This is a genomic window from Pseudomonas graminis, assembly GCF_900111735.1.
GTDB classification, from domain to species: Bacteria; Pseudomonadota; Gammaproteobacteria; order Pseudomonadales; family Pseudomonadaceae; genus Aquipseudomonas; species Aquipseudomonas graminis.
The window spans coordinates 345,617-370,579 of the sequence record NZ_FOHW01000001.1; the positions used below are offsets into that span (position 1 = coordinate 345,617).

The 24,963-nt window shown below is 60.0% G+C and carries 22 protein-coding genes and 1 pseudogene; 11 read left to right on the forward strand and 12 right to left on the reverse strand.

The genetic code is table 11. From position 1 onward, the window contains the following. Window positions 1-44 precede the first annotated feature (44 nt). Together BMY98_RS01560 and BMY98_RS01565 are read left to right on the forward strand one after the other, a co-directional pair. The gene (locus BMY98_RS01560) at window positions 45-923 is read left to right on the forward strand and encodes a LysR family transcriptional regulator (protein ID WP_074883683.1); all 879 of its coding nucleotides are present in this window, start codon (window positions 45-47) and stop codon (window positions 921-923) included. 139 nt (window positions 924-1,062) lie between these two features. Then, the gene (locus BMY98_RS01565) at window positions 1,063-1,572 is read left to right on the forward strand and encodes a YkgB family protein (protein WP_074883685.1); all 510 of its coding nucleotides are present in this window, start codon (window positions 1,063-1,065) and stop codon (window positions 1,570-1,572) included. A gap of 43 nt (window positions 1,573-1,615) precedes the next feature. Here BMY98_RS01565 and BMY98_RS01570 read toward each other — a convergent pair whose 3' ends face one another. Beyond that, window positions 1,616-2,461 carry an AraC family transcriptional regulator gene (locus tag BMY98_RS01570; RefSeq protein ID WP_074883689.1) on the reverse strand — a complete coding sequence of 282 codons (846 nt, stop codon included), beginning with the start codon at window positions 2,459-2,461 and terminating at the stop codon, window positions 1,616-1,618. A 476-nt stretch (window positions 2,462-2,937) separates the two neighbouring features. On the opposite strand from BMY98_RS01570, the gene BMY98_RS01575 reads away from it, so the two are divergent. The 3 genes from BMY98_RS01575 (at window position 2,938) to BMY98_RS01585 (ending at window position 7,290) form a co-directional block, all read left to right on the forward strand. Beyond that, the gene (locus BMY98_RS01575) at window positions 2,938-3,789 is read left to right on the forward strand and encodes a phosphate/phosphite/phosphonate ABC transporter substrate-binding protein (protein ID WP_074883692.1); all 852 of its coding nucleotides are present in this window, start codon (window positions 2,938-2,940) and stop codon (window positions 3,787-3,789) included. 29 nt (window positions 3,790-3,818) lie between these two features. Further along, window positions 3,819-6,731, forward strand: a complete 2,913-nt coding sequence (locus BMY98_RS01580; RefSeq protein ID WP_074883694.1) for a putative bifunctional diguanylate cyclase/phosphodiesterase — start codon at window positions 3,819-3,821, stop codon at window positions 6,729-6,731. A 319-nt stretch (window positions 6,732-7,050) separates the two neighbouring features. Next, the gene (locus BMY98_RS01585) at window positions 7,051-7,290 is read left to right on the forward strand and encodes a hypothetical protein (RefSeq protein ID WP_065988840.1); all 240 of its coding nucleotides are present in this window, start codon (window positions 7,051-7,053) and stop codon (window positions 7,288-7,290) included. 21 nt (window positions 7,291-7,311) lie between these two features. On the opposite strand, the gene BMY98_RS01590 is transcribed toward BMY98_RS01585, so the two are convergent. The 10 genes from BMY98_RS01590 to BMY98_RS01635 form a co-directional block, all read right to left on the reverse strand. Next, window positions 7,312-8,466: an ATPase gene (locus BMY98_RS01590; RefSeq protein ID WP_074883697.1), complete on the reverse strand. Its 1,155-nt coding sequence runs from the start codon at window positions 8,464-8,466 to the stop codon at window positions 7,312-7,314. 214 nt (window positions 8,467-8,680) lie between these two features. Then, complete coding sequence (locus BMY98_RS01595; protein WP_074883699.1) at window positions 8,681-9,514, reverse strand: phosphodiesterase; 834 nt, start codon at window positions 9,512-9,514, stop codon at window positions 8,681-8,683. A 24-nt stretch (window positions 9,515-9,538) separates the two neighbouring features. Then, window positions 9,539-10,570 carry an ABC transporter ATP-binding protein gene (locus tag BMY98_RS01600; RefSeq protein ID WP_074883702.1) on the reverse strand — a complete coding sequence of 344 codons (1,032 nt, stop codon included), beginning with the start codon at window positions 10,568-10,570 and terminating at the stop codon, window positions 9,539-9,541. After that, window positions 10,567-11,361 (reverse strand): ABC transporter permease, encoded by a 795-nt coding sequence (locus BMY98_RS01605; protein ID WP_074883705.1) that lies wholly within the window; start codon window positions 11,359-11,361, stop codon window positions 10,567-10,569. Before BMY98_RS01605 ends, BMY98_RS01600 begins: the two co-directional genes overlap by 4 nt. Beyond that, window positions 11,358-12,176 (reverse strand): ABC transporter permease, encoded by an 819-nt coding sequence (locus tag BMY98_RS01610; protein ID WP_074883885.1) that lies wholly within the window; start codon window positions 12,174-12,176, stop codon window positions 11,358-11,360. Before BMY98_RS01610 ends, BMY98_RS01605 begins: the two co-directional genes overlap by 4 nt. A gap of 51 nt (window positions 12,177-12,227) precedes the next feature. After that, the gene (locus tag BMY98_RS01615) at window positions 12,228-13,232 is read right to left on the reverse strand and encodes an ABC transporter substrate-binding protein (protein WP_074883708.1); all 1,005 of its coding nucleotides are present in this window, start codon (window positions 13,230-13,232) and stop codon (window positions 12,228-12,230) included. After that, entirely contained in the window at window positions 13,216-14,247 is a 1,032-nt protein-coding gene (locus BMY98_RS01620) for a LacI family DNA-binding transcriptional regulator (RefSeq protein ID WP_074883711.1), read from the reverse strand. The genes BMY98_RS01615 and BMY98_RS01620 overlap by 17 nt, the downstream gene beginning before the upstream one ends. A gap of 797 nt (window positions 14,248-15,044) precedes the next feature. Further along, a complete protein-coding gene (locus tag BMY98_RS01625; protein WP_074883715.1) occupies window positions 15,045-17,627 on the reverse strand; it encodes a M10 family metallopeptidase C-terminal domain-containing protein in 2,583 nt (860 codons plus the stop codon). A 390-nt stretch (window positions 17,628-18,017) separates the two neighbouring features. Continuing rightward, a complete protein-coding gene (locus BMY98_RS01630; RefSeq protein ID WP_074883718.1) occupies window positions 18,018-18,332 on the reverse strand; it encodes an RcnB family protein in 315 nt (104 codons plus the stop codon). A 182-nt stretch (window positions 18,333-18,514) separates the two neighbouring features. Further along, the gene (locus tag BMY98_RS01635; protein ID WP_074883890.1) at window positions 18,515-18,844 is read right to left on the reverse strand and encodes a DHCW motif cupin fold protein; all 330 of its coding nucleotides are present in this window, start codon (window positions 18,842-18,844) and stop codon (window positions 18,515-18,517) included. A 237-nt stretch (window positions 18,845-19,081) separates the two neighbouring features. Here BMY98_RS01635 and BMY98_RS01640 point away from each other — a divergent pair, with 237 nt between their 5' ends. Both BMY98_RS01640 and BMY98_RS01645 read left to right on the forward strand, forming a co-directional pair. Then, window positions 19,082-19,636 (forward strand): GNAT family N-acetyltransferase, encoded by a 555-nt coding sequence (locus BMY98_RS01640; protein WP_074883721.1) that lies wholly within the window; start codon window positions 19,082-19,084, stop codon window positions 19,634-19,636. A gap of 104 nt (window positions 19,637-19,740) precedes the next feature. Continuing rightward, window positions 19,741-20,919, forward strand: a complete 1,179-nt coding sequence (locus BMY98_RS01645; protein WP_074883724.1) for an MFS transporter — start codon at window positions 19,741-19,743, stop codon at window positions 20,917-20,919. 246 nt (window positions 20,920-21,165) lie between these two features. On the opposite strand, the gene BMY98_RS01650 is transcribed toward BMY98_RS01645, so the two are convergent. Then, the gene (locus tag BMY98_RS01650; RefSeq protein ID WP_083398687.1) at window positions 21,166-22,368 is read right to left on the reverse strand and encodes an MFS transporter; all 1,203 of its coding nucleotides are present in this window, start codon (window positions 22,366-22,368) and stop codon (window positions 21,166-21,168) included. A 111-nt stretch (window positions 22,369-22,479) separates the two neighbouring features. On the opposite strand from BMY98_RS01650, the gene BMY98_RS01655 reads away from it, so the two are divergent. The 4 genes and pseudogenes from BMY98_RS01655 to BMY98_RS01670 all read left to right on the forward strand — a co-directional run bounded on the left by BMY98_RS01655 (window position 22,480) and on the right by BMY98_RS01670 (window position 24,918). After that, a complete protein-coding gene (locus tag BMY98_RS01655) occupies window positions 22,480-23,121 on the forward strand; it encodes a TetR/AcrR family transcriptional regulator (RefSeq protein WP_074883730.1) in 642 nt (213 codons plus the stop codon). A 217-nt stretch (window positions 23,122-23,338) separates the two neighbouring features. Further along, a pseudogene (locus BMY98_RS27525) lies at window positions 23,339-23,467 on the forward strand (NADP oxidoreductase); the annotation flags it as partial. Continuing rightward, window positions 23,436-24,098, forward strand: coding sequence for a DUF1203 domain-containing protein (locus BMY98_RS01665; RefSeq protein ID WP_245760002.1), 663 nt, complete (start codon window positions 23,436-23,438; stop codon window positions 24,096-24,098). The pseudogene BMY98_RS27525 and the gene BMY98_RS01665, both read left to right, overlap by 32 nt. A 148-nt stretch (window positions 24,099-24,246) precedes the next feature. Then, window positions 24,247-24,918, forward strand: coding sequence for a LysE family translocator (locus BMY98_RS01670; RefSeq protein WP_245760003.1), 672 nt, complete (start codon window positions 24,247-24,249; stop codon window positions 24,916-24,918). The last annotated feature ends 45 nt before the right edge of the window (window positions 24,919-24,963 follow it).

Consider the following 24,963-nt stretch of genomic DNA (forward strand, 5'->3'; position numbering starts at 1 on the left):
ACGGCCAGGGAGATAAGGCGGCGTAACGCTAAGAGATATAATCGATGCAGATTCAGGATGTTGAAGTGTTCGCTGCCGTGGCAACCGCCAGCAGCCTGTCAGGGGCGGCGAGACGACTTGGGCTGTCAGCCATGACTGTGTCCCGACGACTAGCCTCTCTGGAAAAGGAATTAGGGGTGCGGCTTGTTCACAGAACGACCCGCTCTGCGTCCCTCACGCCCGAGGGAGAGGTACTGCTACCGTTCGCCAGAAGCATGCTGGAGGCTGACGAGGCCGCGCGGGCCACATTGAAAGCCAATGCCGGGGCGGCCAGCGGCCTACTGAGGGTCACCGCTCCCACCGTATTCGGCCAGGAAATGATCATGCCGGTGATTCCCCGGCTGCTCGCAGAAAACCCGGCACTGCAGGTTGACCTGACACTCTCCGATCGCATCGTAGACATCGTGGGCCTGGGTATCGACGTCGCTATCCGCATCGCGACACTCAGCGATTCCGGGTTGGTTGCCCGCGCGCTTGCTCCAAACCCACGGGTCATCTGCGCAAGCCCTGAATATCTCGCCAGGCAGGGTACGCCTAGCCACCTTGAAGACCTTAAGCGTCATCAATGCATTGGCCTGCATGGCATGCCGTATTGGCCGTTCGTCCATCAGGGAGAAGAGGTCTCCATCCGTGCCGAGGCATCGTTCTCGGCCAATAGTGTCGAGTCCGTCAGAGCGGCCAGCAAACTGGGACTGGGTCTGGCCATGCTGACTTACTGGGACGTGCGCACCGCGCTCGCGGAGGGCAGTCTGGTTCTCGTCGAGCTGGAAGATGTGGTGCCTGAACAACTTTCCATAACGGCCGTGCTTCCTACTCGTCAGTACGTACCCAACCGGGTGCGCGTACTTCTTGAACATCTTGAACGGGCTCTTAAGCCTGGATGACTCAAGACGATCTGCACCGAATGCAATACGTTCAAACCCCACGAGCGTGCCGGCAAAGGCAACACTGTTTCTACTCCCGGCGCACATCGCGCAGGTCTGCTAGTCAGCGTTCCTCCTCACACTCCTGGAAGCATTGATCATGAAAACCTACAGTATCGAGAACCACGAAACCAACAACGCACAAATCCCTTCAACGCCTGGGTTCAAGATCATGGCGCTTGGTATCCATGGGGCCTATTTTGCGCTCGCCGTCATTTACTTCTGGTTCGGCGGAATGAAGTTCACGCACTACGAAGCGGTCGGGCTGGTTCCGCTGGTCAGCAACAGTCCTTTTCTGGGCTGGGTTTATGGCATTTTCAGCGTCGACACCTTCTCCAGTCTGCTTGGCATTCTGGAGGTGTCCATCGGAGCACTCATTGCGGGCCGCCTGCTGTCACCCAAGCTGTCATTGATAGGGGGGGCGCTGTCTGCCGGGCTGTTTTTTACCACCTTGAGCTTCATGTTCTCGACCCCAGGCGTGATCGAGCCCGGCCTTGTCTTCCCCGCTATTTCTATCGCGCCAGGCCAGTTTCTACTCAAAGATATCGGCCTGCTTGCCGCCTCGGTTTTCGTGGCCGGCCATTCGCTGATGGCGCTGGAACGCCGATGAGCCGATGATTGCCCCCGGGATGGCCTGAAGCGGTTCATTGCTGTCAGGTCATCGCCCCATCTTTTACGCCCGCCACGCCGTTGATCCAGTCCCGAGGACTGTAGCCAGTCTTGCGTCGAAACGCGCGAGCAAGTGCAGACGGACTTTCATAACCGACCTCGGCAGCAATCAGAGTGATGGACCGGCCTTCTCGAAGACGCTTCTGCGCCAGGCTGATACGCCAGCTCAATAGATAATCGGCGGGCGTCTGCCCGATGGTTGCCCGGAAGTGCACTGCGTAGGCCGCGCGGGACATGTTCGACTCACTCGCCAGCCCCGCAATGGACCACGCCAGATGAGGGGCGTTGTGAATCTGCAAAAGAGAGCGCGACAACCTCGGATCGGCCAGACCCGCCATGATCCCGGTATGCAACTGGTGGTGATCAAGCAGATGTCGAAACAGCAGGATGACCAGCAACTCGAACAACCGCTCCAGCGCTGCCTCCCTGCCGCAATGCGAGCCCGCTGCCTCGCTGAACATCCATTTCAGCGTATCGGCCAGCATGGGTAATTCATCCAGGGGCAGCACCAGGCAATCGGGTAATGAAGCCGACAGCGGATTATCGACCCCACCCTCAAACGCCATTGATGCACACAACAACCGGGCGCCCTCGGACTCACCGGCAAACAGTTGATGCCGACTTGGACGCGGCATAAAAATCAGGCTGGGCCGGATCAACAGCAAGTTCTTACGATCGGGCCCCAGCAAGGTAACGCTGCCAGCCTCCAGCAGGTGGATATAGCCAGATCCTTCTGCGCCGTCATAAGACGCCAGACCGCACAGCTTGCCGCTGTAAAACAGGTTCGCACGCACGCCGAACTGCGATAGCAAGGTAGACAAGCGGTCCATGGGCAATCCCTTGGCAGGTAATACAGGTTCGAATCATAACACCCGAGCCATACGCCCTATTGTGGCTCCCGGCACTCAGCGTCCTTGCGAAGCAGGTGGAGTTCAGTCACCGGCACAGGCCGAGCAGGAATGTGGATCACTGGGTTCAGGAGACTGAGTGACCGCTGTGGGTCGGCTCCTGTGGCCGCCCTCCCCCAGCGAACCGATAACCCGCCTGTGCACAGCCGCTCCAGGCCAGCGCTGAAGCCTTCGTCATCACCTTCCGCGCGGGCATCTTGAGATGAGGACAAGCTAACCGCCTTCGCTAATGGGATCCATGATGAAGTGCACGTTAGGGGATCCAATTAAGTTAACTATTTATTTATGCAACACGTGCTTCAGATCCACGTTTTTCGGCCGATTAAATTAGATTGCCGAGCTTAATCTGGCTTTAACCGCCGTTGGGTGAGAAGTCAGTCTACATCTGGAGTGAACACGTGACGTTACGTCTAACCTGCAAAGCTATTATTATTGCGCTGTCTTTAGGGTTGTCAAATGTGGCTGTCTGTGAAGATCTTAAAGTCTATAATTTTTCGCCTGTCAATCAATACAACCTTAATCTCTCAGCCAGTTTCTGGAACCCGATCATCCGGTATGTGTCCGAAAAAAGTGGTGTGAATCTCACTCTGAAATTGGGGCGAACATCGTCCGACACGACCAGTTATGTGCTCGCACAAGAAGTTGATTTCGCTTTTACCAATCATCTCTTTAGCCCTGAGCGCGACAAAATGGGCTGGAAGGTATTTGGTCGCCGTGACGCGCCTCCCCTCGAAGGACAAATCGTGGTACCTGCCGATTCGCCTATCCAGAGCCTCGCGGAACTGGACGGCCAGGAAGTCGTGTACCCGGGACCTGAAGCGTTCATTGCTTATAAAGTCACGAGCTCGGAACTGATAAAGAAAGGCATAAATGCGTCTACCGTGTTTGCAGGAAACATGGACGGCGCGTTCAGCCAGCTGCTGAGTGGCAAGGCCCAGGCGATGGGGGTGAACTCACAGCTGGTCAGCGGCTACACCGAGAGAGAGGGCAAGTCGTTCCGCGTATTGTGGAATTCTTCCTCGTTCAATGATTTGGCGCTCATGGCCTCCCCCAGAGTTTCTCAAAAAGAACTGGCGGCAGTCGCCAGCGCATTTTTTAACATGGAATATGACAGCGTCGGCAGCAAGATTCTTCATGACGCGACTGAGTTAGTCCATGCGCCCGAACCGGTTAAATTCATTCCTGCGACGGAAGCGGATTATGCGTCCTATCGTGATTTTTATAACAGCGCCCCGGCAAACCGCAAGTAATCATTCTCACATCCAGCTGGAGGCTGTTAATGAATTTCTTTAAAAGCCTTGTGCCCAAATCACTGACGTCGCGCATATTGGCGATGCTGTCCATTCTGATCCTGGTTTTCCTCACGACGGGGCTGGGGCTTTTTTATAAAAATCAGATGCTTCAGCACATTGAAGAGATACAAGACAGCGCTAACATGCTGATAGAGGTTGCCGCGCAGGCCGTGGAGGAAAGCGTCATCATTGGTGATTACGACACCATCAAAAGGACCCTCGAAAAAACCTTGTCTCGCTCGCCATTCAGGTCGGCCATGTTTATCGACCTGTCGGGTGGCGTTATTCGCCTGCAGGCACCCAGTGCACCATTTGGCAGAGCCCCGGAATGGATAGAGTCGGAGGTCGCTGCACGATTATTCGACGTCAATCGCCCGATCACTATCGGCGGGAAAGATTATGGCGTGATGCGTCTGTCTTTCAATGCCGAGAGGATAGCGGCAGAACTCTATACGTTGGTGGTCCAGGCAACGGTCCTCGCACTGGTATTTTTACTGACAAGCCTGGTATTGATGGGGTTCATGATCAAGCGCTCGCTTGCGCATCTGGGCAAGCTGCACTCCTATGAGGCAGAAATCGCTTCAGGCGCAGTGGCCGCAGAAGCCGTGTTGGTCGCCGATGCTCCCATGGAGATCCAGGAGGCGATAAAAGCGGTAAATCGTACGGCAGCGAGTATGCGCAATCACTTTGGCCAGCGCATCGAATCGTTGATGAACACACTGGTTCAGCATAAAAATGCCTTGGATGAGGTTTCAATCGTCTGCGAAGTTTCAGCCTCCGGCCAAATCACCTACGTTAACGAACGATTCGTCACCAGCTCACAGCATTCGCGAACTGAGCTTCTGGAGTTGACGATTGATGAGGTCTGGTCCGGCATGTCTTCAGCCGATCAGCCGTGGCACTGGGCACCTGGAAATGAGGTATGGAACGGTGAGGTCAGGCTGTCTGGCCGGACCGGTACCGATAAGTGGCATCGACGCACTATCATCCCTATCCTCGACGACAGGGGCGGCATTGAAAAATACATCTGCATCGATATCGATATCACTGACCGCAAAGAGTTTGAGGTGGCGATTCTGGATAACGCCAGAAGGCAAAACCTCATCGCCTTGTTTGGCCAGCAGGCATTGACGGAAGAAAACGTCAGCACGCTGGGTGAACTGGCAGCACTGACTGCCGCGCAAGGCTTGAAACTGAGCAAGGCCGCGTTGTTAGTCGTTGATCAGGTAAGTCACCGGGTAATCCTCAACGCCGAGGTTGGCTTGACCCACTTTGACATCCGGAGTGGTTACAACAGTGAATTTCTCGAAGGCACTCCTTCCTCCACGCCGCTTGCCAGGCATCCTGATACGACTGACGCCACGTTCAAATTGCTTTCTGGCGATGCGGTAAAAGCTGACAGCCTCAGAAGCAGCATCGAAGTCGACATATCGTGCAGGGAAGTCTTCAAGGGCATCCTGGGGGTTTATGCCACTACGGACCAGCCCTTTACACGTGAAGACGTCAGCTACATTCAAACACTGGCAAACCTGTTGGCGGCCGCCCTTGAAAGGGATGACGCCAAGAACAAGCTAACCTACCTGGCCGAAAATGATTCACTCACAAATCTGCCCAATCGCTGGTTTCTGAACAATTATCTGCGCGGGGCCATCAGTCGCCAAACGTCAGATGCAATCAGCGTCATTTTCATCGATCTGGACAGATTCAAGACCGTCAACGACACCATGGGGCATTCAGTAGGTGATGAATTGCTTATCCAGGCGAGCCGCCGCCTGGAAGACTACATTGATGAGAACAGCATGGTTGCGCGCCTGGGAGGCGATGAATTTTCGATCGTGGTCACCCATCCTGTTTATTCGGAACATCTCATCAAGTCGCTCGCGACCAATGTTGTCGATGCACTGGGCAAACCGTTCAACCTACGTGGCCAGGATATATTTGTTTCAGCGAGCGTAGGCATCGCTAACTATCCGCTTGATGGGAGTGACGCTGGCGTTATCCTCAAGAATGCCGATACCGCCATGTACAACGCCAAAAAAAGTGGCCGCAATAACTTCAAGTTTTACAATGCCGAGATGAACCAAAGTGCAGTTAAACGCCTGCAGACTGAAACCCTGTTGCGGGGCGCACTTGATCGCGATGAATTCATTCTGCATTTCCAGCCAAAGGTCAGCCTGACCGATGGCAGGATAAGTGGCCTTGAGGCTTTGTTAAGGTGGAATCATCCAACGCTCGGCCTGGTTTCTCCCGCTGATTTTATCCCTATGCTTGAGGACACCGGCCTGATCATTCCGGTGGGCGAATGGGTTATCCGGAAAGTCTGTGAGACGCTGAAAAGCTGGGAAGATAATCACATCAGAGTGGTACCGGTCGCCATCAATCTCTCAGCCAGGCAGCTTCAGGTAAAAGGCCTGGCTAAAATCGTCAAGCGCATCCTGGAAGAGTACGGTATCAATCCCGCGCTCTTAGAGTTTGAGCTTACCGAATCCGTGCTGATGATTGACCCCGAGTCGGCCGTTGAAATACTGCGCGATATAAAGTCGTACGGCATAAGTCTTTCCGTCGATGACTTCGGAACGGGTTATTCCAGCCTGGCCTACCTGAAGCGGTTCCCTATCGACACCCTCAAAATCGATAGAATGTTCATTAAAGACATCATGAGCAACCATGAAGACGCGGCTATTACCCGAGCGGTCATCGTATTGGCGCACGAACTGGACCTGAATGTCATCGCGGAGGGCGTCGAAACATTCGACCAACTCCAGATGCTTGTCGAACATGGCTGCGATCAAATACAGGGTTATCTTTTCAGTAAGCCCATACCCAGTGATGACTGTGCTGCACTGATTAAGTCGTCACGCAGTTTGGCGGTAACATTTCCTGAAAATGGTGTTGCGTAGATACGCGATTTTCAGGTCGTGTTCAGATGGGTATTCGCCGTGTTCATGAGTCGGAAAAAAGCCTGCTCTTTTGATCAGCAAATGGCTGACTCTCTGTCGCTGACAAGGTCCGCTATCCAGTCAGCGGCGGCTGCAGGCTACCAGCCTGACATTTTTGCCGAGACCTTTGCGCCGCTTGAATCGGCGCAGTAAACAGGAGCGACGCGCCTGTCATTGCGGGCGCGCAACGCCTTTGAGGTCGCGGCACAGCGCAGTTATTTGGCACACTGTGCCGCATACGCCTCAAACACAGACCGCCTGACCTTTACCTGGACGTCACATGACACCCAACGCTGAACTCTATAACCCTTCCACCGAATACGCCGACAAGCTGATTTCGCGGATTGGACAAACACCTTCGTGGATCGCAAAGCGTATCGGTGTGACTGACAAACGCATCCGTTACATCCTGGATGGCGAAAGAACCGTCAAGGGAGAAACCACGCCCATTCAGATGACCTACACCGAGCAGTTCGCCCTTGAGTGCCTTGTCCAAGAGGCCATAGCCCTCAAGAGGTAACCGTTCCGGGCTGCCTCGAGGCTACAAGCCTTCAAGCAACCCGTCGGCACGAAGCAGATCAACGATCACGTGCTCATCCACCGCATACACACCCCGCGAAGCCTTCCAGACCAGGTTCTTTTCCTGCAGGGCGATCAGGGCTTGCTGCACGCCCGGCACCTCGACCTTGATGTCGCTTTCGGCAATCCCCGCCTGCTTCATCGCTGCGGCGTACAACGCCATGGTGGGCGCCTCGAAGGGGGCGTAACTTTCGCCCATGCTCCCCATGACGCGAATCACGGCGGACTGAATCGGGGTGAGGCTGTGGAGCACCTTCTTGAGATTCGCGTTCAGCTCATCGGCTTGCGCCCGAACCAGTTCGGCAAAACGCTCACGTACGTTTTCAGGGTCGATGAAAAAGTCAAAGCGGATGGCATCAGCTGCCGCACCAAGCAATTCGGGGCGATAGCCACTTTCTTTGAAGAGCTGGAACACCTCCGCCGGATCAAGCGGTGATGGCAGATCAATGTTGGCGCACAGCCAGTCAATGTAGTTTTGATCAAGCGTCGGGAACGGCACCATCGATGCCCCGAAGAACGCCTGATCCTTGCTGTTGCGCAGCATGGCCAGTTTGTCCCTGTTCGAGCCGGTGCAGACGATGCGCAGGCCATGGTGCCGGGAGCTGTTGAGTTCGTCCCTCGCCGCCTTGAGCGCGAACAGCGCCGCCACCCCCGCCTCGGTTGTAATCGCGTGTTGCGCTTCATCGATCATCAGAACGATGAGCTTCTGCGATTCGTCGGAGAGCGCCACCAGCGCCGTGGTGAGGTCGATGTCTTTGCCGAGGCCGATTTTATCCAGGCTGAAATTCAAACCGCCGACAACCACCTTCTCTATTCCGGAAGACTTGGCCAGCCGTGTGATGAAACCGTCGCTACGGCCAACCGCTTCGCGGATGGCGTCCACGATGACGAGGCCGGGGTCTTTGGTCAGGTCTTGCCAGAGGTCGGCATACAGCACGATCGCCCCCGCTTTTTCCAGCGCGGGGCGCAGGTCTTCACGGGCGAAAGTGGATTTGCCTGTACGCCGGGGCGCAGCCAGGAAGACGCCGGAGCTCGCGGAACTGCCCACGGATATCTGCATGATCAGCTTTGAGAGTCGGGTGGCCAGTTCGGGACGGTGGTAGAAGATTTCAGGCATCGGTAGACCTCAGGCACAGCTATATAGGCAATTATAGAGCGACTATAGACCAATTATAGACAGGTATGAAACATGCTTTTATAGGTGATTATAGACCGACTATAGACTGATTATCGGTAGCCCCGTCTCAGTCGCGCGCCAACCACCGGCGTCCGCTGAACAGTCGGGCGCCGCCGGGCGAAAGCGTTGGGACAAGCCAGGGTATGAGGCGTACCTAATCGATCAAGCCCTGAGCGTCGTAAAACGGGTACGGACCCGGGTAATCGCCAAACACGCCGTTATGGGTGACAAGCCCCTGCTCCGCTTCCCAGCGATGCAGCAGATAGCCCGCCGGCTCAAGGTTGAAGTGCGCCGGGGCGTCGTCGCGCAGGTCCAGCACGATCTGGTGCGAGGTGCCCGGGCAGGTGCAACTGATGCTTCCTGCAAAGCGTCGTTGCATCGACCGATGCAGGTGGCCGCACAAAACCCGTTCGACTTGCGGGTGGCGTGCGATGACCTGCTCAAGCGCCGCACCGTTGATGAACGCTTCGCGCTCCATATGGCCGATGCCGGTGACAAACGGCGGATGGTGCATGATCAACAGGGTCGGCATGTCTGGGCGTCGGCCGAGGACTTCGTCCAGCCAAGCCACCTGACTGTCCAGCATCTGCCCGCCGTGGGCGTCGGGAATGGTTGAGTCCAGACCGATGAGGCGCACCGGGTGCTTCTCGACGACCCAATCCAGGGGTGACCTGGGACAGAGCGGCAGGTAAGCGTGGTCGGCAAATTCGGCCAGCAAGTGCTCGCGGACATCGTGATTACCCGGCACCAGGTAATACGGCATGCTCAGGCGCGCCAGCTCGGGGTGCAGGACGGCGTATTCATCTGGCTGACCGAAGTCCACCAGGTCGCCGCTGATCACCACGATGTCCGGGCGTGGCGTGCTGGCGTTCAGATGATCGACCGCGCTACGCAAGGCGCCAAGGGTGTCGACCACGCCATAGGTGAGCTTATTGCCGGCCTTGAGGTGCAGATCGCTGATCTGCGCGATGAGAAACGGAAGACTCAAAATTGACCTACCCAAAAACAGTGATTACGGGTGCAGGGCAAACAGCGCCTGCGGCTCGATGGACAGGGCGATCAGATCACCCGGGGCATGAATGACGTCGTCGGCGCTGTCGACCAGCAAGGGTTGCGCGGCGCCCACCTCGATCAGCAAGCGGCTTTGCGCGCCCTGAAAAAACTGTCCCAGCAAACGCCCGTGCAGGTGCCCTTCGCCCTTCACCACCCGCAGGTGCTCGGGCCGGCAGTAGACGGTGGACGGCTCGCCCGCCTCAATCCACGGCAGTTCGCCGCCACTGACTTTCAGGCCGTTGACGGTGCGGCCTGCCACCGGGAAGGCGTTGAGATTGCCGACGAAACCGGCCACGAAGGGGTTGGCCGGTTGCTGATAGATTTCACGCGGGGTGCCGAGCTGGGCGATGCGCCCTTGCTGCATGACCAGAATCCGGTCGCCCAGGGCCATGGCTTCGCCCTGATCGTGCGTGACGAACACCGAGGTGATGCCGAGGCTGCGCAGCAGTTGATCGAGTTCGCTGCGCAGGCGTTCACGCAGTTGCGCGTCCAGCGCTGCCAGCGGTTCATCGAGCAGCAGAACTTTCGGCCGCGGCGCCAGGGCACGGGCCAGTGCCACCCGCTGCCGTTGTCCGCCCGACAGCTCATGAATGCCGCGTTTGGCGTGTTCCTGCAGGCCGACCAGTTCCAGCAGCTCGGCGCAGCGCTTGTTGCGCTCGGCGACGGCCATACCGCGCACCTTCAGGCCATACACGATGTTGCCTTCCACCGAGAGGTTGGGAAACAGCGCGTAACTCTGAAAGACCATGCCGACGTCGCGGCGCTCGATGGGCAGCCGGGTGACGTCCTGATCGCCGAACAAGACCTGGCCGACGTCCGGCCGTTCCAGTCCGGCAATCATCCGCAGGGTGGTGGTTTTACCGCAACCGGACGGGCCGAGGATCGCCAGGGTCTCCCCCGCCTCGATGGTCAGGTTGAGGTCGTGAACAGCGACGGTGCCGTCGGCGAAAGCCTTGCGGCAGCCGATCAGGCGCAGCGGGATTCCAGTCATCTTTGCTCTCCACGGGAAAGACGTGCGCTGATGGCCTGCAACGCCACCAGCAGTGGCACGATCATCAACAGAAATATGAGGGTGTAGGCGCTGGCGACTTCCAGCCGCGCCGAGGCGTAACTGTCCGCCAGACCCACCGGCAGGGTTTTGGTCATGGGCGTGTGGAGCATCCACGTGAGGTTGAATTCGCCCAGGGACAGCGTCACTACCATCAGCACCCCAGCGAGAATGCCTGCCCGGCAGTTGGGCACCACCACGCTGAAGAAGCGTCGCAACGGACCGGCGCCGAGACTGGCAGCGGCCTCCTCCAGCGTCGGCAGATGTTGACGCTGCATGACCGCCATCACCGGCCGCACCAGAAATGGCAGCGTGAACAGCACGTGGCCGACGAGGATGAACAGCCAACTGCTGCGAAAACTGCCGAACTGGCCGTAGGTCAGCAGCAGGGCCAGGGCGCTGGCGAGGCCGGGCATGGCCACCGGCAAGACCATCAACTCCTCGAACGCGCGGCTGAACCGGTTGTTCATCCGGACCAATGCATACGCTGCCGGGACGCCGATCACGCAGACGCACACCGCGCAGGCCAGGGCCAGTTGCAGGGACAGCCAGACGGTCGGCGAATAGGCCTGCCAGACTTGCGCGATCCAGTCGACGGTCAAGCCGCTGGACACGCCCTGAAAGTAATTGCGCGTCAGCCCGGCCAGCAGCGACATCAGCACCGGCACCAGCATGAAGGCGCAGACCAGCAGGGTGAACAGCAGTTGCGCGATGAACAGCGATGGGCGCTTCACAGGACCGTCCTCGATTGCTTTACCATGCGCCGCGCGAGCAGCAACACCGCCGAGGTCAGCGCGCCCAATACCACCGACAGCGCCGCCGCGACGGTAAAGTTGGCGTAGTTGGTGAACACGTTGTAGATCGCCACGGGGGTGACGTTCAGCTGGGTGCCGAGGGTGAACGCCGTGCCGAACGCGCCCATGGACGTGGCGAAACAGATTGCGCCGCAGGACACCAGCGCTGGGGCCAGCCCTGGAATGATCACATCACACACCACCCGCCAGTGCCCGGCGCCGAGGGAGTGGGCGGCCTCTTCCAGGCTGCGGTCGAGGCTTTCGCAGGCGGCCATAATCGTGAGGATCACTCGCGGAATCGAGAAATACAGATAGCCGAGGAACAGGCCCGCCAGGGAATAGGCGAACACCCAGCGCTCACCCGCCAGTTTTAGTCCGAGCATGGCGAACAGCCCTTGCCGCCCCGCCAGCAGAATCACCAGAAAGCCCACCACCACGCCGGGAAACGCCAGCGGAAAAGTCAGCAATGCCACCAATGTCGAGCGGCCGAAAAAGCGCTGACGGGCGAGGAATACGCCGGTGATGCCGCCCACCAGCAGCGCGGCGAAGGTCACCACCGCCGCGAGCACACAGGTTTGCGCCAGGCTGCCCAGGTACTGCGGGCTGCTGAGCACTTGCCAATAGCCACTGCCGGCGCCATCCCGTTGCTGTCCGCCGAGCAACATGAGGTGCGCCAGCGGCAACAGCCAGAACGCCGCCAGCACCGCGGCGGCTGGCGCCAACGCCCAGGCCGCCGTCGGACGCAGACGGCCTATCAGAGACCCGCGCGCGCCGGCATCCTGCGCCTTCAAAACCGTGCTGCTCACTTACTTGACCTCGCTCAGGTAACGCGCGGCGAAGGCTTCCTGCACGTCGGCCATGTGCTGGTAATCCACCACTCCAGCGCGGGCGTAATCGCTGTCAGGCAGGAATTGCGCGGCCACCTCGGCCGGCATTTTCATGGCGCGAACCGGGCGCAGATAGGCCTTGGCCCACAGCGCCTGGCCCTGCTCGGAAAGGACGAAATCCAGCACTTTTTCAGCGTTGGCCTGATGCGGGGCATTGGCGACCAGACTCATCACGTACGGCACGCTGATGCTGCCCTCTTTCGGGATGACGAAGGCGACGTTGGCCTTGTCCTTGTAGCGGGCGCGGTAAGCGTTGAAATCGTAATCCACCAGGATCGGCAGCTCACCAGACAGCACTCGCGCATAAGCGGTTTGCTTGGGCACGATCGGTGAGTTCTTCGCCAGCTTCTGGAAGTAGTCGATGGCCGGCGCGAAGTTATCCAGGGTGCCGCCCATGGCCTGGTTGATCGCCACAGCGGAGACGTAGCCGACGAACGCGCTGGACGGATCGAGGTAACCGACCATGCCTTTGTATTCCGGCTTGAGCAGATCAGCCCAGCTTTGCGGGACCGGCAAGCCACCCAGTGCATCGACGTTGATCATGATGCCGAGGGTGCCGGAGTGGATCGCGAACCAGTGGCCTTCCGGGTCTTTCAGGCCTGCGGGAATGTCATCCCAGCCTTTTGGTTTGTAGGTGCCGACCACGCCGGCTTTCTGTGCCTGCAAGCCGAAGGTCACGCCGTAATACACCACGTCCGCCACCGGTGCGGCTTTTTCCGCCACGAGCTGTGCCAGGGACTGCCCGGAGTTCTTGTTGTCCAGCGGCACTTGCACGCCGGTGCTGTCGGCGATCGCCTTGAGCTGGGTGCCCCAGTCCGCCCATTCCGGCGGGCAGTTGTAGCAGATCGCGGTTTCGGCGGCCTGGGTCAGGCTGGCCACGCCACACAGCAGCAGTGCCGCCAGGGTTTTACTGAAGCGGATCATGGAGCGTCTCCTCGAAGGGCTGATTGTAGGGTTGAGTACTTTCGCCCGGCCGGATGTGGCACGGCAGGCAATGGGAAGTCGGCGCGGCGCCGGCGATCTGCGCCAGCAATTGATCGATCACCGTGGTCGCCAGGGCGGCGATGGGCTGGACCACGCTGCACAGGGTCGGGTGCATCTGGGTGCCGATGTCGATGCCGTCGAAACCGATGATCGACAGCTGCTGCGGCACCGCCCATCCGTGGCGGCGCAGTTCGGCGATCAGGCTGATCGCCAACAAATCGTTGGAGCAGACCAGAGCCGTGGGGGCTTGAGGGCCGTTTAACAACGGCGCGAGCGCGCTGAAATCGGCCTGGGTGTGGCTGGGCATTTCGATGATGGGCACGGCGGCCAAGCCGCGCTCAACCATGGCGTCGCAGTAACCGGCGTAACGCTGCCGCGCCCGGTCGGACTGCAGGGTCGGTCCCGCCACCATGCCGATGCGGCGATGGCCGGCGTCCAGCAGATAGCGTGTGGCGAGGGCCATGCCGGCGCGATTGTCCACCGATACGGCGCTGTACTCGGTGCTGCCGGGCTGGTGATAGGCGAGAACAAAGGGGGTGTCTTCGGTGGTTAGGCTTTGCAGCACGCGATTGCTGTGGGCGTCGGTCACCGTGAGCACCAGGCCGTCGACCCGTTGCCGCAGCAGCTCTTCAACCACCGCGCTTTCCCGCTCGGCGCTGTAATCGGTTGTCGCCAGCAGCAGGTTGTAACCCCGCAACCGAGCGGCGCGCTCCATGGCTTGAAACTGTTCAGCGAACACCGGGTTGAGCAGACTCGGCACGACCACGCCAATAAGCTGGGTGGTTTGCAGGCGCAACTGGCGGCCGAGCAGATTGGGACGAAAACCCAGTTCTCGCGCGGCGGCGAACACCTGGTCACGGGTCGTCGGGCGCACCACCTCAGGGGAGGCGAAACAGCGGGCGGCGGTCGCTCTGGAAACCCCGGCCACCCGTGCAACGTCTTTCAGGTCACTCATGATCACTCGCTTGAGATCGATCTCATTGGCGAGGACATTACGGCGTCAATGTGGCATTTCAGGGGCGAGGATGTGACAGATTGCAGTCATGGGGTGCCGTGGCGTTGACTGCGCATCCTTGCATGGAATTGGCAGCGAACTAATTGTGGGACCGGCTTTAGCCGGGAAGACGGCAGGTGTCACACCGCAAATCCACGGGTGTCAGGACTGGCCTCTTCCCGGCTGAAGCCGGTCCCACCAGGGCACCGCGTGCATCCAGGGGGATTGGCGGCGAACCCATTGCAAGGTCGAGTGCATCGAGTGGGACTGGCCACGCGCTAATTTGTGGGACCGGCTTTAGCCGGGAAGACGGCAGGTGTCACACCGCAAATCCACGGGTGTTAGGACTGGCTTCTTCCCGGCTGAAGCCGGTCCCGCTAGAGAACCGCGTGCATCCAGGTGGATGGCGGCGAACCCATGTAAGGTCGAGTGCATTGAGTGGGACTGGCCACGCACTAATTTGTGGGACCGGCTTTAGCCGGGAAGACGGCAGGTGTCACACCGCAAATCCACGGGTGTTAAGACTGGCCTCTTCCCGGCTGAAGCCGGTCCCACTAGAGAACCGCGTGCATCCAGGTGGATTGGCGGCGAACCCATTGTAAGGTCGAGTGCATTGAGTAGGACTGGCTACGCACTAATTGTGCGACCGGCTTTAGCCGGGAAAGCGTCAGGCGTCACACCGCAAATCTACGGGTGTGCGGGCTAGCCTCTTCCCGGCTGAAGCCGGTCCCACTCATAAACAGCATGCAGCCAGTGAATCAGGCGTCGGACAACACCGCATGGTCCATCAGCGCCGGCACGCCCACTACCTTGATCTCGGCCCCATTGCCTGACGCGCTGAAAGCGAAGTCATCGGCTTTCAGAGTGTGGCTGTAATCCCCCGCCAGGGTAACCTGGAATTTCTGGCCAGCGCTGTCCGCTTCGTTGCTGCGCACGTAGGTGCGGTCGCTGTTGGCGTTGTAGCTGACCTGCAAGCTGCCGTCTCGGCCATCGCCCAAGCCTGTGAAGCCCAGAGCAGAGACATCCAGCGTGTCGTGGCCGGTGGTGAAATCAGTGATCAGGTCTGCCGCGCCGACGTAGCTGTCGCTGATCAGATCAAAGCGGAACGTGTCCTCGCCCGATCCGCCGGTGAGCTTGTCGCTGCCGGCACCGCCAACCAGTAAATCATCACCAACGCTGCCCGCCAGCACATCGTTGCCTGCCAGGCCAATCAAGGTGTCGTTGCCCCAGTCGCCATACAGCGTGTCGGCGGCTGCGGTACCGGTAGCGTTCACCGAGGTCAGCGGCTGGGACGAATCCGTGCGCGTGTCGTCGGGGTTGGCGAACAGTACGTTGCTCGCGGTCAGGTCGTAGAGGTGATTGCCGTTGAGCAGGATTTCAAAGCGATTGCCGTCGGCGTCCGGTTCCAGCGACTTCAGCGCCGTGTGATCACCCGCCAGATTCAGCACCACTTTCAGCGTGCCGTCGTAGCCATTGCCCAGGCCTTTGAACCCCAGCGCCGTGAGGTCGAGGCGATCATGGCCGTTGCTGTTGAAATCCGTGATCAGGTCGCGTTGCGCGTAGCTGCCGCTGGTATCGTTGCGCAGGCTGTCGCTGATGCTGGTGTAGACGAAGGTGTCCGCGCCCGCCCCACCCGTCAGCGTGTCGCCACCGCTACCGCCGACCAGCCGATCTGCGCCGCCGTCGCCTGACAACGTATCGCGTCCGGTACCGCCGAGCAGCACGTCATCGGCAGCGGTCCCCAGCAGCTTGTCGTCACTGGCCGTGCCGGTAATCGACGAAAAGAAGTTCGCTGCGCTCAGGGTGCTCAGATGATTGCCGTCGAGTGCCAGTTGGAAGCGGTTACCGGAGGCATCGGCGTCCAGGCTGGACAGGTAAGTGATGTCGGTGCCAGCGTTATAGGTCGCCTTGAGCGTGCCGTCGTGGCCATTGCCCAGGCCGGACAATCCCAGCAAGGTCAGGTCGAGACGGTCGCTGGTGTCGTTGAAGTCGGTGATGCGATCGGTGAAGGATGTGGTCGCCGTGCGATAGCTGTCGCTGGCCGAGGTGAATCGAAACACGTCGCTGCCGCTGCCGCCGCTGAGGCGGTCCGCGCCTGCACCGCCATGAATGACGTCGTCACCGGCGCCGCCATCGATGCGATCGCGCCCTGCCCCGCCACTGATGAGTTCGTCCGAGCGACTGCCGATCAGCGTGTCGGCGCCCGCACTGCCCCGCACGATCAGCACATCGCTGTTGTTGTAGACCTGGGTGTTATTGCCCGCCGCGCTGATGTCGCCGGCTTGGGTGCCGTTAATGACGTTGCCGAAGATCACGCTGCCTTCGACGCTCGCCATGTCCGACGGCACCTCGGCCACGCCCCAGGTCGATCCGTCGCTGCCGGTGATCAGGTTGTCATAGACGAAATTCTGCGTGCCGTTATCGCTGCCCAGATTGCGGATTGCGACTTCCGGCACATCGTTGCTCTGCGCATTGCCGTGAATGACGTTATTGGACACCTCGATATGGGTCGTCCCTTGCAGGTTGACACCCGAGCCGCCGTTGTCGTGGATGTCGAGGCGATACACGCCGCCGTATTCGATACCGCGCATGTGCACGCCATCGCCGCCGTTGCCGTAGACGTCGCCGCCGATGACACTGAAGAAGCCGGTATCGACGCCACTTTCTTCATGGACGTGAATCCCGTCACCGGCGTTACCGGAAGCCTGGTTGTCGGTCAGTGAGAGCGCCACGCTGCCAAGGCCGACATTGATCCCGTTGCCGCCGTTGTCCAGCGCTCGGTTGTCCTGAAAGGTCAGTGCGGGCAGCGACCCGCCCACTACGAAGCCGTCGGCGGCGTTGTCTGTGGCCGTGCTGTTGCGCACCGTCAAATGCACCGACGCGCCGGTAAGGTCGAAACCGCTGCCGCTGAAATTCGTCGCAGTGACGCCGTCGATCAACAGATTGGTACTGCTCGCGCCCGACTGAGACCAGCCACTGACCTGCCCACCGCCGTTGGCCTGACTGCCATCCAGGGACAGATTGCTGACTGTCGCGTCTCGCACGTTGCTGCCCGCCACCATGCCCAACAGCGAGGTGGTGTTCAACCCGGCGCCATCGGCCAGCTTGAGCACGCTGTCACCGGCGCCATCGCCGGTGAGCGTGACGTTGCTTTTCAGCGCGAGCGCGTTGCCCGAACCGTCGCTGTCCGACACCCGCCAGGTGCCGCCAGGAATGTAAACCTTGCCCCCACCCGCAGCGCTTGCGGCATCAATTGCCTTTTGGATGGCGACGGTATCGTCTGTGATGGCATCGCCCTTGGCGCCATAATTGCGGATATCAAAAGTGGGGGTGATGCTCATGCGCTGCTCCTGCCTGGAAACTGACGACCTGTGAACCCGTTATCGCAACCGGTTCGGCGAACAGGTTGGACCGGCGGAGTTCCTGATTGTTAGTTCCCTGAAAGGGGCTTTCGTCGGATGAGCAGCGCCTTGCTGGTATCACTGCTGCCGCAGCCGAACGACTGGATGCAGTAATTCGTGGGATCCGCTTTAGGCGGGACGGCATCGTGTACCGGGCCCCGAGATTGATGGTGCGCCGACGGCCTCTTCCCGGCTGAAGCCGGTCCTACCAGGCCACACACATCTAGTCAGGCTAGCGGTGAACCCACTGTGGGACCGGCTTTAGCCGGGAAGGCGTCAGACGTCACGCCTTCATTCGTTGACTGAGGAATGGGGTGTCAGCCAACGGCGTTACTTGTGACCCTTGGCCTTCGGCACCATCTGCTTGATCGTCCCGGTAGGGATGTCGATCAGGGCATATTTGTCCTTGATCTGCACCCACTGTTGATTCTCGTCCGGTGCGGCCAAGTGACGTGCACGCCAGTCTTTGACGGCGAGGCTCGGACGTTGATATTGGTCCGGGGCGTTGTCGCCTTCCTTGATTTCCTTGACCCCCGCGCCCGGTCGATCCATCGTCACGCTTGGCTGTTCGGCAGCGTAGGAAAAGCTGCTGACTGCGCACACCGCGGTGAACAGCAAATGAGGGAGGTATTTCTTTCCAGGCATGATCAGATCCTCTGGCAAACGAGTGCCGCTAACTGAGTAGAGATTGACGGTGCATCCGTCATGCTCAGACCGGGACTGATTCGCAGGAGTTCGATCAAATCCCGAGCGCTCAGACCCTTATCACCCGGCTACCCGGCCCACGGGCAGACCTTGCCTGTATCCAGCCTCGAGCACCCGCAGCACTAATCCACGATGAATAGCCTGGCGCCCACAGTGCTCGACGACCTATGCGCCTCCGCGTTGTCAGCCACCTGGTAGCTCATGCCCGGAGTCAAGGTGAATGTCCGGCCATCCTCGAGTTCGGTGTCGAGCTGACCGTCCAGGCACAGAAGAATGTGGCCCTTGCAGCACCAATGGTCAGCCAGGTAGCCGGGACTGTAATCAACCCTGCGCACCCTGACATCACCAAACTGGCAGGTGCGCCAGAGCGCTGTGCCGGTCTCGCCCGGATGTGAGACGGCTTCGAGTTTAGACCAGTCGGTCGTACCAAATGGAATGGCGGTGAGTTTCATAGCGGCCTCGGCGAATAAAGGGTGTTCGATGCTACCGATGCATGACCGGGCCAAACATATACAGATCGCTTTGATTGCGCTCATACGCCCGCACCCACGCCGGGTTCGCCAGTGCGGCATTAGCGAGTATTCGCCACCCAAAATCAACAATGTCCGAGGGCACATCCCGGGACACTTGTTCCCTGTCCTTCGTATATGGCATCAATAGCGCTGCATTGCTCCCAAGGACGAACCCGCATGGACAGCCCCACGCTCCAGACTGCCCGACTCACACTCGCCCCGCTGCAGCTAACCGATGCGCCCGCGATTCAACAGGTGTTTCCCCAGTGGGATGTGGTCCGGTATTTGGACAGCCATGTGCCATGGCCCTACCCCGACGACGGCGCGCTGACCTACATCCGCGACGTCGCGCTTCCTGCCGTGGCAGAGGATCGCGAATGGCACTGGACGATACGCCTGAACTCCGAACCGGTGCGGGTGATCGGCTGCATCAGCCTGCACGATCAGCCCGAGAACCACCGGGGTTTCTGGCTGGCGCCGCCGTGGCGAGGTCATGGCTATATGCGGGAGGCGTGTGAAGCGATCAACGCCTTTTGGTTCGAAACCCTGCAGCGACCGGTGATGCAGGTCCCCAAAGCAGCCGGCAATGAGGCGTCGAGAAAGATCTCCGAACGCGAGGGCATGCGGATGATTGAGCGACGCAACGGCCACTTTGTGTCTGGCGCGATGGTTCAAGAGCTCTGGGAATTGACGCGCGCTGAATGGCGGGCGATGCAAGCTCGGACCTCGTGATGATGCAAAAGCCACTGTTTCCAGTGACAGCGCCTCGATTGACTGTTGACCTGCCCCGTCTCAATCCCTAGGGTAGCCGGCCTTCTTTACCCCTCGGGAACCCCATGTCCAGCCGCAGCAAACTCCCTTCCACCGTCTACCTTCTGGGCCTGACGATTTTCTCGCTGGTGACAGCCGAATTCATGGTCGCCGGCATGATGCCCGCGCTGGCGGATGCGTTCTCGGTCAGCCTCGCACAAGTCGGTAACCTGATCGCCTTCTATGCCTTGGGCATGGCGATCGGCGGCCCGCTTGTGACCGTATTGCTACTGTCCAGAGGCATCAGCAACAAACGCTCTTTGATCGCGCTGCTCGTCTGTTATGTGGTGGCCGGCGCAATTGCGGCGGCCGCTGAGAGCTATCTGGTACTTGCCGCCGCTCGCGTGGTCATGGGCATTGCCAGTGCCGTCTGCATCGGTCTGTGCATGACGGTGTGCGCAGGCCTCGTCACTCCGGAACGTCGCGGTCGCGCAGTGTCCGTGGTCCTCGCCGGGCTGATGTTGTCCCCCGTCGTAGGGGTGCCGCTGACCACCTGGGTCGAGCAACACTTCGGCTGGCGTGCGAGCGCCTGGCTGGTGGTGGTGCTGGCGATGCTTTGCACGGTGCTGGCGAGCAAGCGCCTGCCGGCGAGCGCCAAAGGCAGTGAACCGCCACTGCGCCAACAATTGACCGACATGAAGAACCCGCCCCTCTGGGCGGCGTACCTCACCAGCGGGTTGATCATCGGCGCCACGTTTGCCGCATTCAGCTATTGCACGCCCATTTTGATCCAGGAAGTCGGGGTCGCACCGAAATTCGTCGCGCCGCTGCTGGCGCTGTATGGCGTCGCGAACGTGCTGGGCAACTGGGTGGTGGGCCGGCTGGCGGATCGCTACATGATGGCGATCGTCGGCTGGGGTCTGGCAGTCATGGTGCTGGCATTGTCGGGCTTTGCCCTGGCTGGGGATCATCTGTGGCTCAACCTGATGTGCTTCCTCGCCCTCGGGCTGACCGGCGTCGCGCTGAACCCTGCGATGGTCGCGCGCGTCATGAAAGCGGCCGAGCCCGGTGCCCTGGTGAACATCATGCACACCTCGGTGATCACCGCCGGGCTGGCGTTCGGCAGTTGGGCGGGCGGTGTGACGATCGACGCAGGCCTGGGTTTGCGCTCGCCGCTCTGGGTCGGTGCGGCCATGGCCCTGGCAGGATTGCTGAGCCTGGTGCGGCCGATAGCGATGCGTCGCAGCCAGGCGCTGTGCGACTGAAAGCGGCGTTACGGATGTCCGGGCATTGCCAGGTGAGGCGTCCTTGAGGGCGCGTCAGCGGCGCCATTGCGCAACAGCGGACAGACCTGCCCGGCCCGCTCGGCCAACAGATTGCGCAGCGCGTGCATCTGCCTGATGCGCTCGTCCAGCAATGCGGTTTTCTCGGCGACTCATTTCGCGGGCGGTTCAGACGTTCGCCACCCACGTTGCCGCCTGCCTACCGCAAGGGTTGCCATGGGCGCCGACTCAATGAGCGACGACCCTCTCCCCGGCAACCCTTTCACCCTGCGCAAACCCATTCACTCGCGCACGGAACGCAATCGCCAGGCTGATCAACAACACCAGCACCATCACCCAGGCAAAGGCGCGCGCGCCCCAGTGATCAAGCAGCACGCCACCCAGAAGCCCGCCGCCAGCAATGGCGCTGTTCCAGACGACTACGTTCATCGACAGGGCCACGTCGGCGCCTTCACCTGCGGCGTCGGCCAGCGCCGTTTGCAGCAGTGTGGCGGCGCCGCCGAAGGTCAGGCCCCAGACGAAGACACCGAGGTAAATCGCCGTGGCAGAGGCCGAGAACATCCCGAAGAATACCGAAACCCCGGCGAAGGTGGCGAGGCTCAGCAACACCGCGGTGCGAAGATGACGATCAACCAGACGCCCCCCGAGCCAGATCCCCAGCAGCGCAGCAATGCCGAACACCAGCAGCACCAGATCGACATGGGAACCTAACCCTGCGAGGGAAACGAAGGGCGCGACGTAGGTGTAAAGGATGTTGTGGGCGAGCATCCAGGTCAGCACCACGCCGAGAACGGGACGCACGCCCGGCGTGAATAGCACCTGACGCAGGTCCATACGCTGGGAGGAAGATTGACCGGGATAATCCGGCACTTTGATCAGCACCCAGGCGATCAACACCAGCGTCAATCCGGACATCACGGCAAACGACATCCGCCATCCGATCGCCCCGCCCAGCCAGGTGCCAAGGGGCACGCCCAGTGACAATGCGACTGGCGTCCCCACCATCGCCACCGCCATGGCGCGGCCCTGTGAGGCCGGCTCGACCATCCGCCGCGCGTAGCCGCCGATGAGGCTCCAGGCCAGTCCCGCTGAAACCCCTGCGAAAAAGCGTGCGATCAGGGTCAGCCAGTAAACCGAAGACAGCGCCGTGATGGAGTTGAACAGCAGAAACCCGACGACGGTGAGCAGCAGCACCGTCCTGCGCCGCCAACTGCGCGTGGCAATGGTCAGCGGAATGGCCGCCAGCAGCGACCCTAGTGCGTAGACCGTCACCATCTGGCCTGCCAGCGACGCCGATATGCCCAGGCCGTCGCCTATCTCAGGCAGCAGCCCGGCTGGCAGCGTTTCCGTGACGATGCAGATGAAACCGGTCATTGCCAGCGCCAGCAGCGCTCCATATGGCAGCTTTGTGGCCTTTCCTTCGTGGGTCATTATCCAATCCTCGGACTAATATACTGATCGGTAGCAATCTAAAGACCCAAGCCCGGGTGGTCAACAACTTATGTATCGACTAGTATTTATATGACATGAGAGGAGATCCATATGGCTCAGATGGGACGACCGCGCACGTTTGACCGTGACGCGGCAATCACTCAGGCACTGCATCTGTTTTGGGAGCATGGCTACGACGCGACGTCACTCAGCCAGCTCAAGGCGAGCATCGGCGGCGGCATCACCGCGCCGAGCTTCTATGCAGCGTTTGGCTCAAAACAGGCGCTGTTCAATGAAGTCATGGAGCGCTACCTGAACACCCATGGCCGTGTGACCGACAGCCTCTTCGATACCGCCCTCGCCCCCAGGGAAGCGATAGAGCGCACGCTGCGGTGCTCGGCAAAAATGCAGTGCGAGGCGGGTCACCCCAAGGGCTGCCTGGTGTCACTGGGTTTTCTGAGCGCATCTACCGAAGAAAGCAAAACCATTTCCCAGCCGCTGGCGGATGCGCGAGCCTTGAACCGTGCTGCCATTGTCGCGTGCATCGAACGGGCCATCGCAGCGGGAGAACTGCCCAAAACGGTAGCGCCGGTCGCGCTGGCCACGGTGTTCGACAGCTTCATGCTAGGCATGTCGGTACTGGCGCGCGACGGGTCGACGTGTGAAACGCTGGACGCTGCAATTACTCACGTGATGGGCGTGTGGGACGGGCTGCGCGTCGACACGCCGATGAAAGATCCCGCTGCGATTTGATCCCTGGCAATCCCTGAGTGTGCCCGCCCACTACGGCTCAACCAAAACGCACCAGTGCCGCATTAAAGAATCGGCGCAGTTTGGCCGTTCGGCGCCGGGTGTCGGTGTAGAGGGCGCGCCGAGTCCATGCTCAAGGGCAGAGACATGCTTGGCGACCCTCTGCGGCGACAGCCAGGCGCTCCGCTGCTGCGGCGTAAAAGCCGCATTCCGCCGCCGTGATGAAAGCTGGCGATTTGAACGCGCCAAGCCGGCGTACTGCATTCCGCTGAACAAGGAGGCGCTGGAGGTCGCGCTGGCCAAGGCAGAAAGGCGCATTGAATTACCCCATGGGTCGTGGCGCCACTGAATGGCGGTGTTCATCGAAGATGGCGCGCGCCAGCTTCGATGAACATGGTGACTCGCGGGGTCCGGCATCCCTTTATTTCCTGCCGTTTCAACCGCAAGAATCAGAACGTGAACGCACCACGAGCACGCTTAGCATCAAGGCTCAATACCCCTCGGAGCCCACCATGGCCTTTCGCATATCAGGACTTTGCCCCACACCTTTTCAAGCCTTCTATGGATTGCCTGACGAAGAACTGGCAGCGCGTGGGATCAAGCGCTACACCGTCGACGCCCAACCCGGTTTTCCTGATCGCATTGAGATGAAGGACGCAGAGGTAGGTCAGTGCGTGCTTTTACTCAATCACGTCCACCAGCCCGCGAACACGCCCTATCGCGCCTCCCACGCCATTTTTGTCAGAGAGGGTGCGACACAGGCTTATGACGCGGTGGATCAGATTCCCGAGTCAATGCGCAGTCGCCTGCTGTCACTGCGTGCCTTTAGCGAAGACGGGATGATGATCGACGCGGATGTCGCGCAAGGGACCGCGCTGGAGTCAGTCATCATGCGGATGTTTGCCAACCCTGCCGTCAACTACATCCACGCCCACAATGCGAAACAGGGTTGCTACGCCGGGCGGATTGATCGGGCTTAGCAGCATCCAATTCTGCCCTCAACGCTCCTCATCACGGGGCGATCGCCCAGACTGAAAAGCACGTGGAATTGCCCCATGGGTCGTGGCGCCACTGAAGGGCGTCATCCCGCAAAGCCCTCCAGAGAAGCGCCACCGTCCGGTAACATGCGTGCCTGCACTCGCCGTTTACATAACCTCGGAAAGGGACGTGATGATTGATATCTCGATACTGCTGCTTTTCGCTGGCGCCTGCGTTGCGCTCACGCTGACACCGGGCCCGGACATGTTGTTGATTGCATCGCGGAGCATGAGCCAGGGCAGAGCGTCAGGCTTCGTTTCACTGGCGGGCATTCAGGTGGGCACCTATTGTCACGCGCTGGCTGCCGCACTCGGACTCTCTCAATTGTTGATCAATGTGCCCGCTGCCTACGACGCGGTGCGGTTCGCGGGGGCTGCCTATCTGGTTTTTCTCGCCTGGAAAGCGTTCAGCGCCCCGTCGCCGCTGTATGCAGATGCCGACCTTGCACCCACGCCGCTTCTGAGTATCTTTCGGCAGGGAGTGGTGACCAATCTGCTCAACCCGAAAATGGCACTGTTCGTCTTGGCGTTATTTCCGCAGTTCGTTGATCCAACGAAAGCCTCGCTGGTCGTGCAGATGCTGATATTCGCCACGGTTTTGAATGTCATCGGTTTACTGGTGAACGGCGCAGTCATCCTCCTGGCCAGTCGAATCGGGCACAAGCTGGCGACCAATGTCCGTATCGCCAAGCGCCTGAATCAGGTGCTGGGTGCGGTTTTTTTGGGGCTGGCCTGTCGGCTGGCACTGGTCTCGGGACGATAAGTCGCGAGTGTCAGCGCAGAAAATCCCTTCGCCCACTACCGCTGA

Excerpts from the sequence above, each read along its gene's own strand:
- BMY98_RS01560 (WP_074883683.1), top strand. The coding sequence starts at position 45 with ATGCAGATTCAGGATGTTGAAGTGTTCGCTGCCGTGGCAACCGCCAGC.
- BMY98_RS01565 (WP_074883685.1), top strand. The coding sequence starts at position 1,063 with ATGAAAACCTACAGTATCGAGAACCACGAAACCAACAACGCACAAATC.
- BMY98_RS01570 (WP_074883689.1), bottom strand. The coding sequence starts at position 2,461 with ATGGACCGCTTGTCTACCTTGCTATCGCAGTTCGGCGTGCGTGCGAAC.
- BMY98_RS01580 (WP_074883694.1), top strand. The coding sequence starts at position 3,819 with ATGAATTTCTTTAAAAGCCTTGTGCCCAAATCACTGACGTCGCGCATA.
- BMY98_RS01585 (WP_065988840.1), top strand. The coding sequence starts at position 7,051 with ATGACACCCAACGCTGAACTCTATAACCCTTCCACCGAATACGCCGAC.
- BMY98_RS01590 (WP_074883697.1), bottom strand. The coding sequence starts at position 8,466 with ATGCCTGAAATCTTCTACCACCGTCCCGAACTGGCCACCCGACTCTCA.
- BMY98_RS01600 (WP_074883702.1), bottom strand. The coding sequence starts at position 10,570 with ATGACTGGAATCCCGCTGCGCCTGATCGGCTGCCGCAAGGCTTTCGCC.
- BMY98_RS01615 (WP_074883708.1), bottom strand. The coding sequence starts at position 13,232 with ATGATCCGCTTCAGTAAAACCCTGGCGGCACTGCTGCTGTGTGGCGTG.
- BMY98_RS01620 (WP_074883711.1), bottom strand. The coding sequence starts at position 14,247 with ATGAGTGACCTGAAAGACGTTGCACGGGTGGCCGGGGTTTCCAGAGCG.
- BMY98_RS01625 (WP_074883715.1), bottom strand. The coding sequence starts at position 17,627 with ATGAGCATCACCCCCACTTTTGATATCCGCAATTATGGCGCCAAGGGC.
- BMY98_RS01630 (WP_074883718.1), bottom strand. The coding sequence starts at position 18,332 with ATGCCTGGAAAGAAATACCTCCCTCATTTGCTGTTCACCGCGGTGTGC.
- BMY98_RS01635 (WP_074883890.1), bottom strand. The coding sequence starts at position 18,844 with ATGAAACTCACCGCCATTCCATTTGGTACGACCGACTGGTCTAAACTC.
- BMY98_RS01640 (WP_074883721.1), top strand. The coding sequence starts at position 19,082 with ATGGACAGCCCCACGCTCCAGACTGCCCGACTCACACTCGCCCCGCTG.
- BMY98_RS01645 (WP_074883724.1), top strand. The coding sequence starts at position 19,741 with ATGTCCAGCCGCAGCAAACTCCCTTCCACCGTCTACCTTCTGGGCCTG.
- BMY98_RS01650 (WP_083398687.1), bottom strand. The coding sequence starts at position 22,368 with ATGACCCACGAAGGAAAGGCCACAAAGCTGCCATATGGAGCGCTGCTG.
- BMY98_RS01655 (WP_074883730.1), top strand. The coding sequence starts at position 22,480 with ATGGCTCAGATGGGACGACCGCGCACGTTTGACCGTGACGCGGCAATC.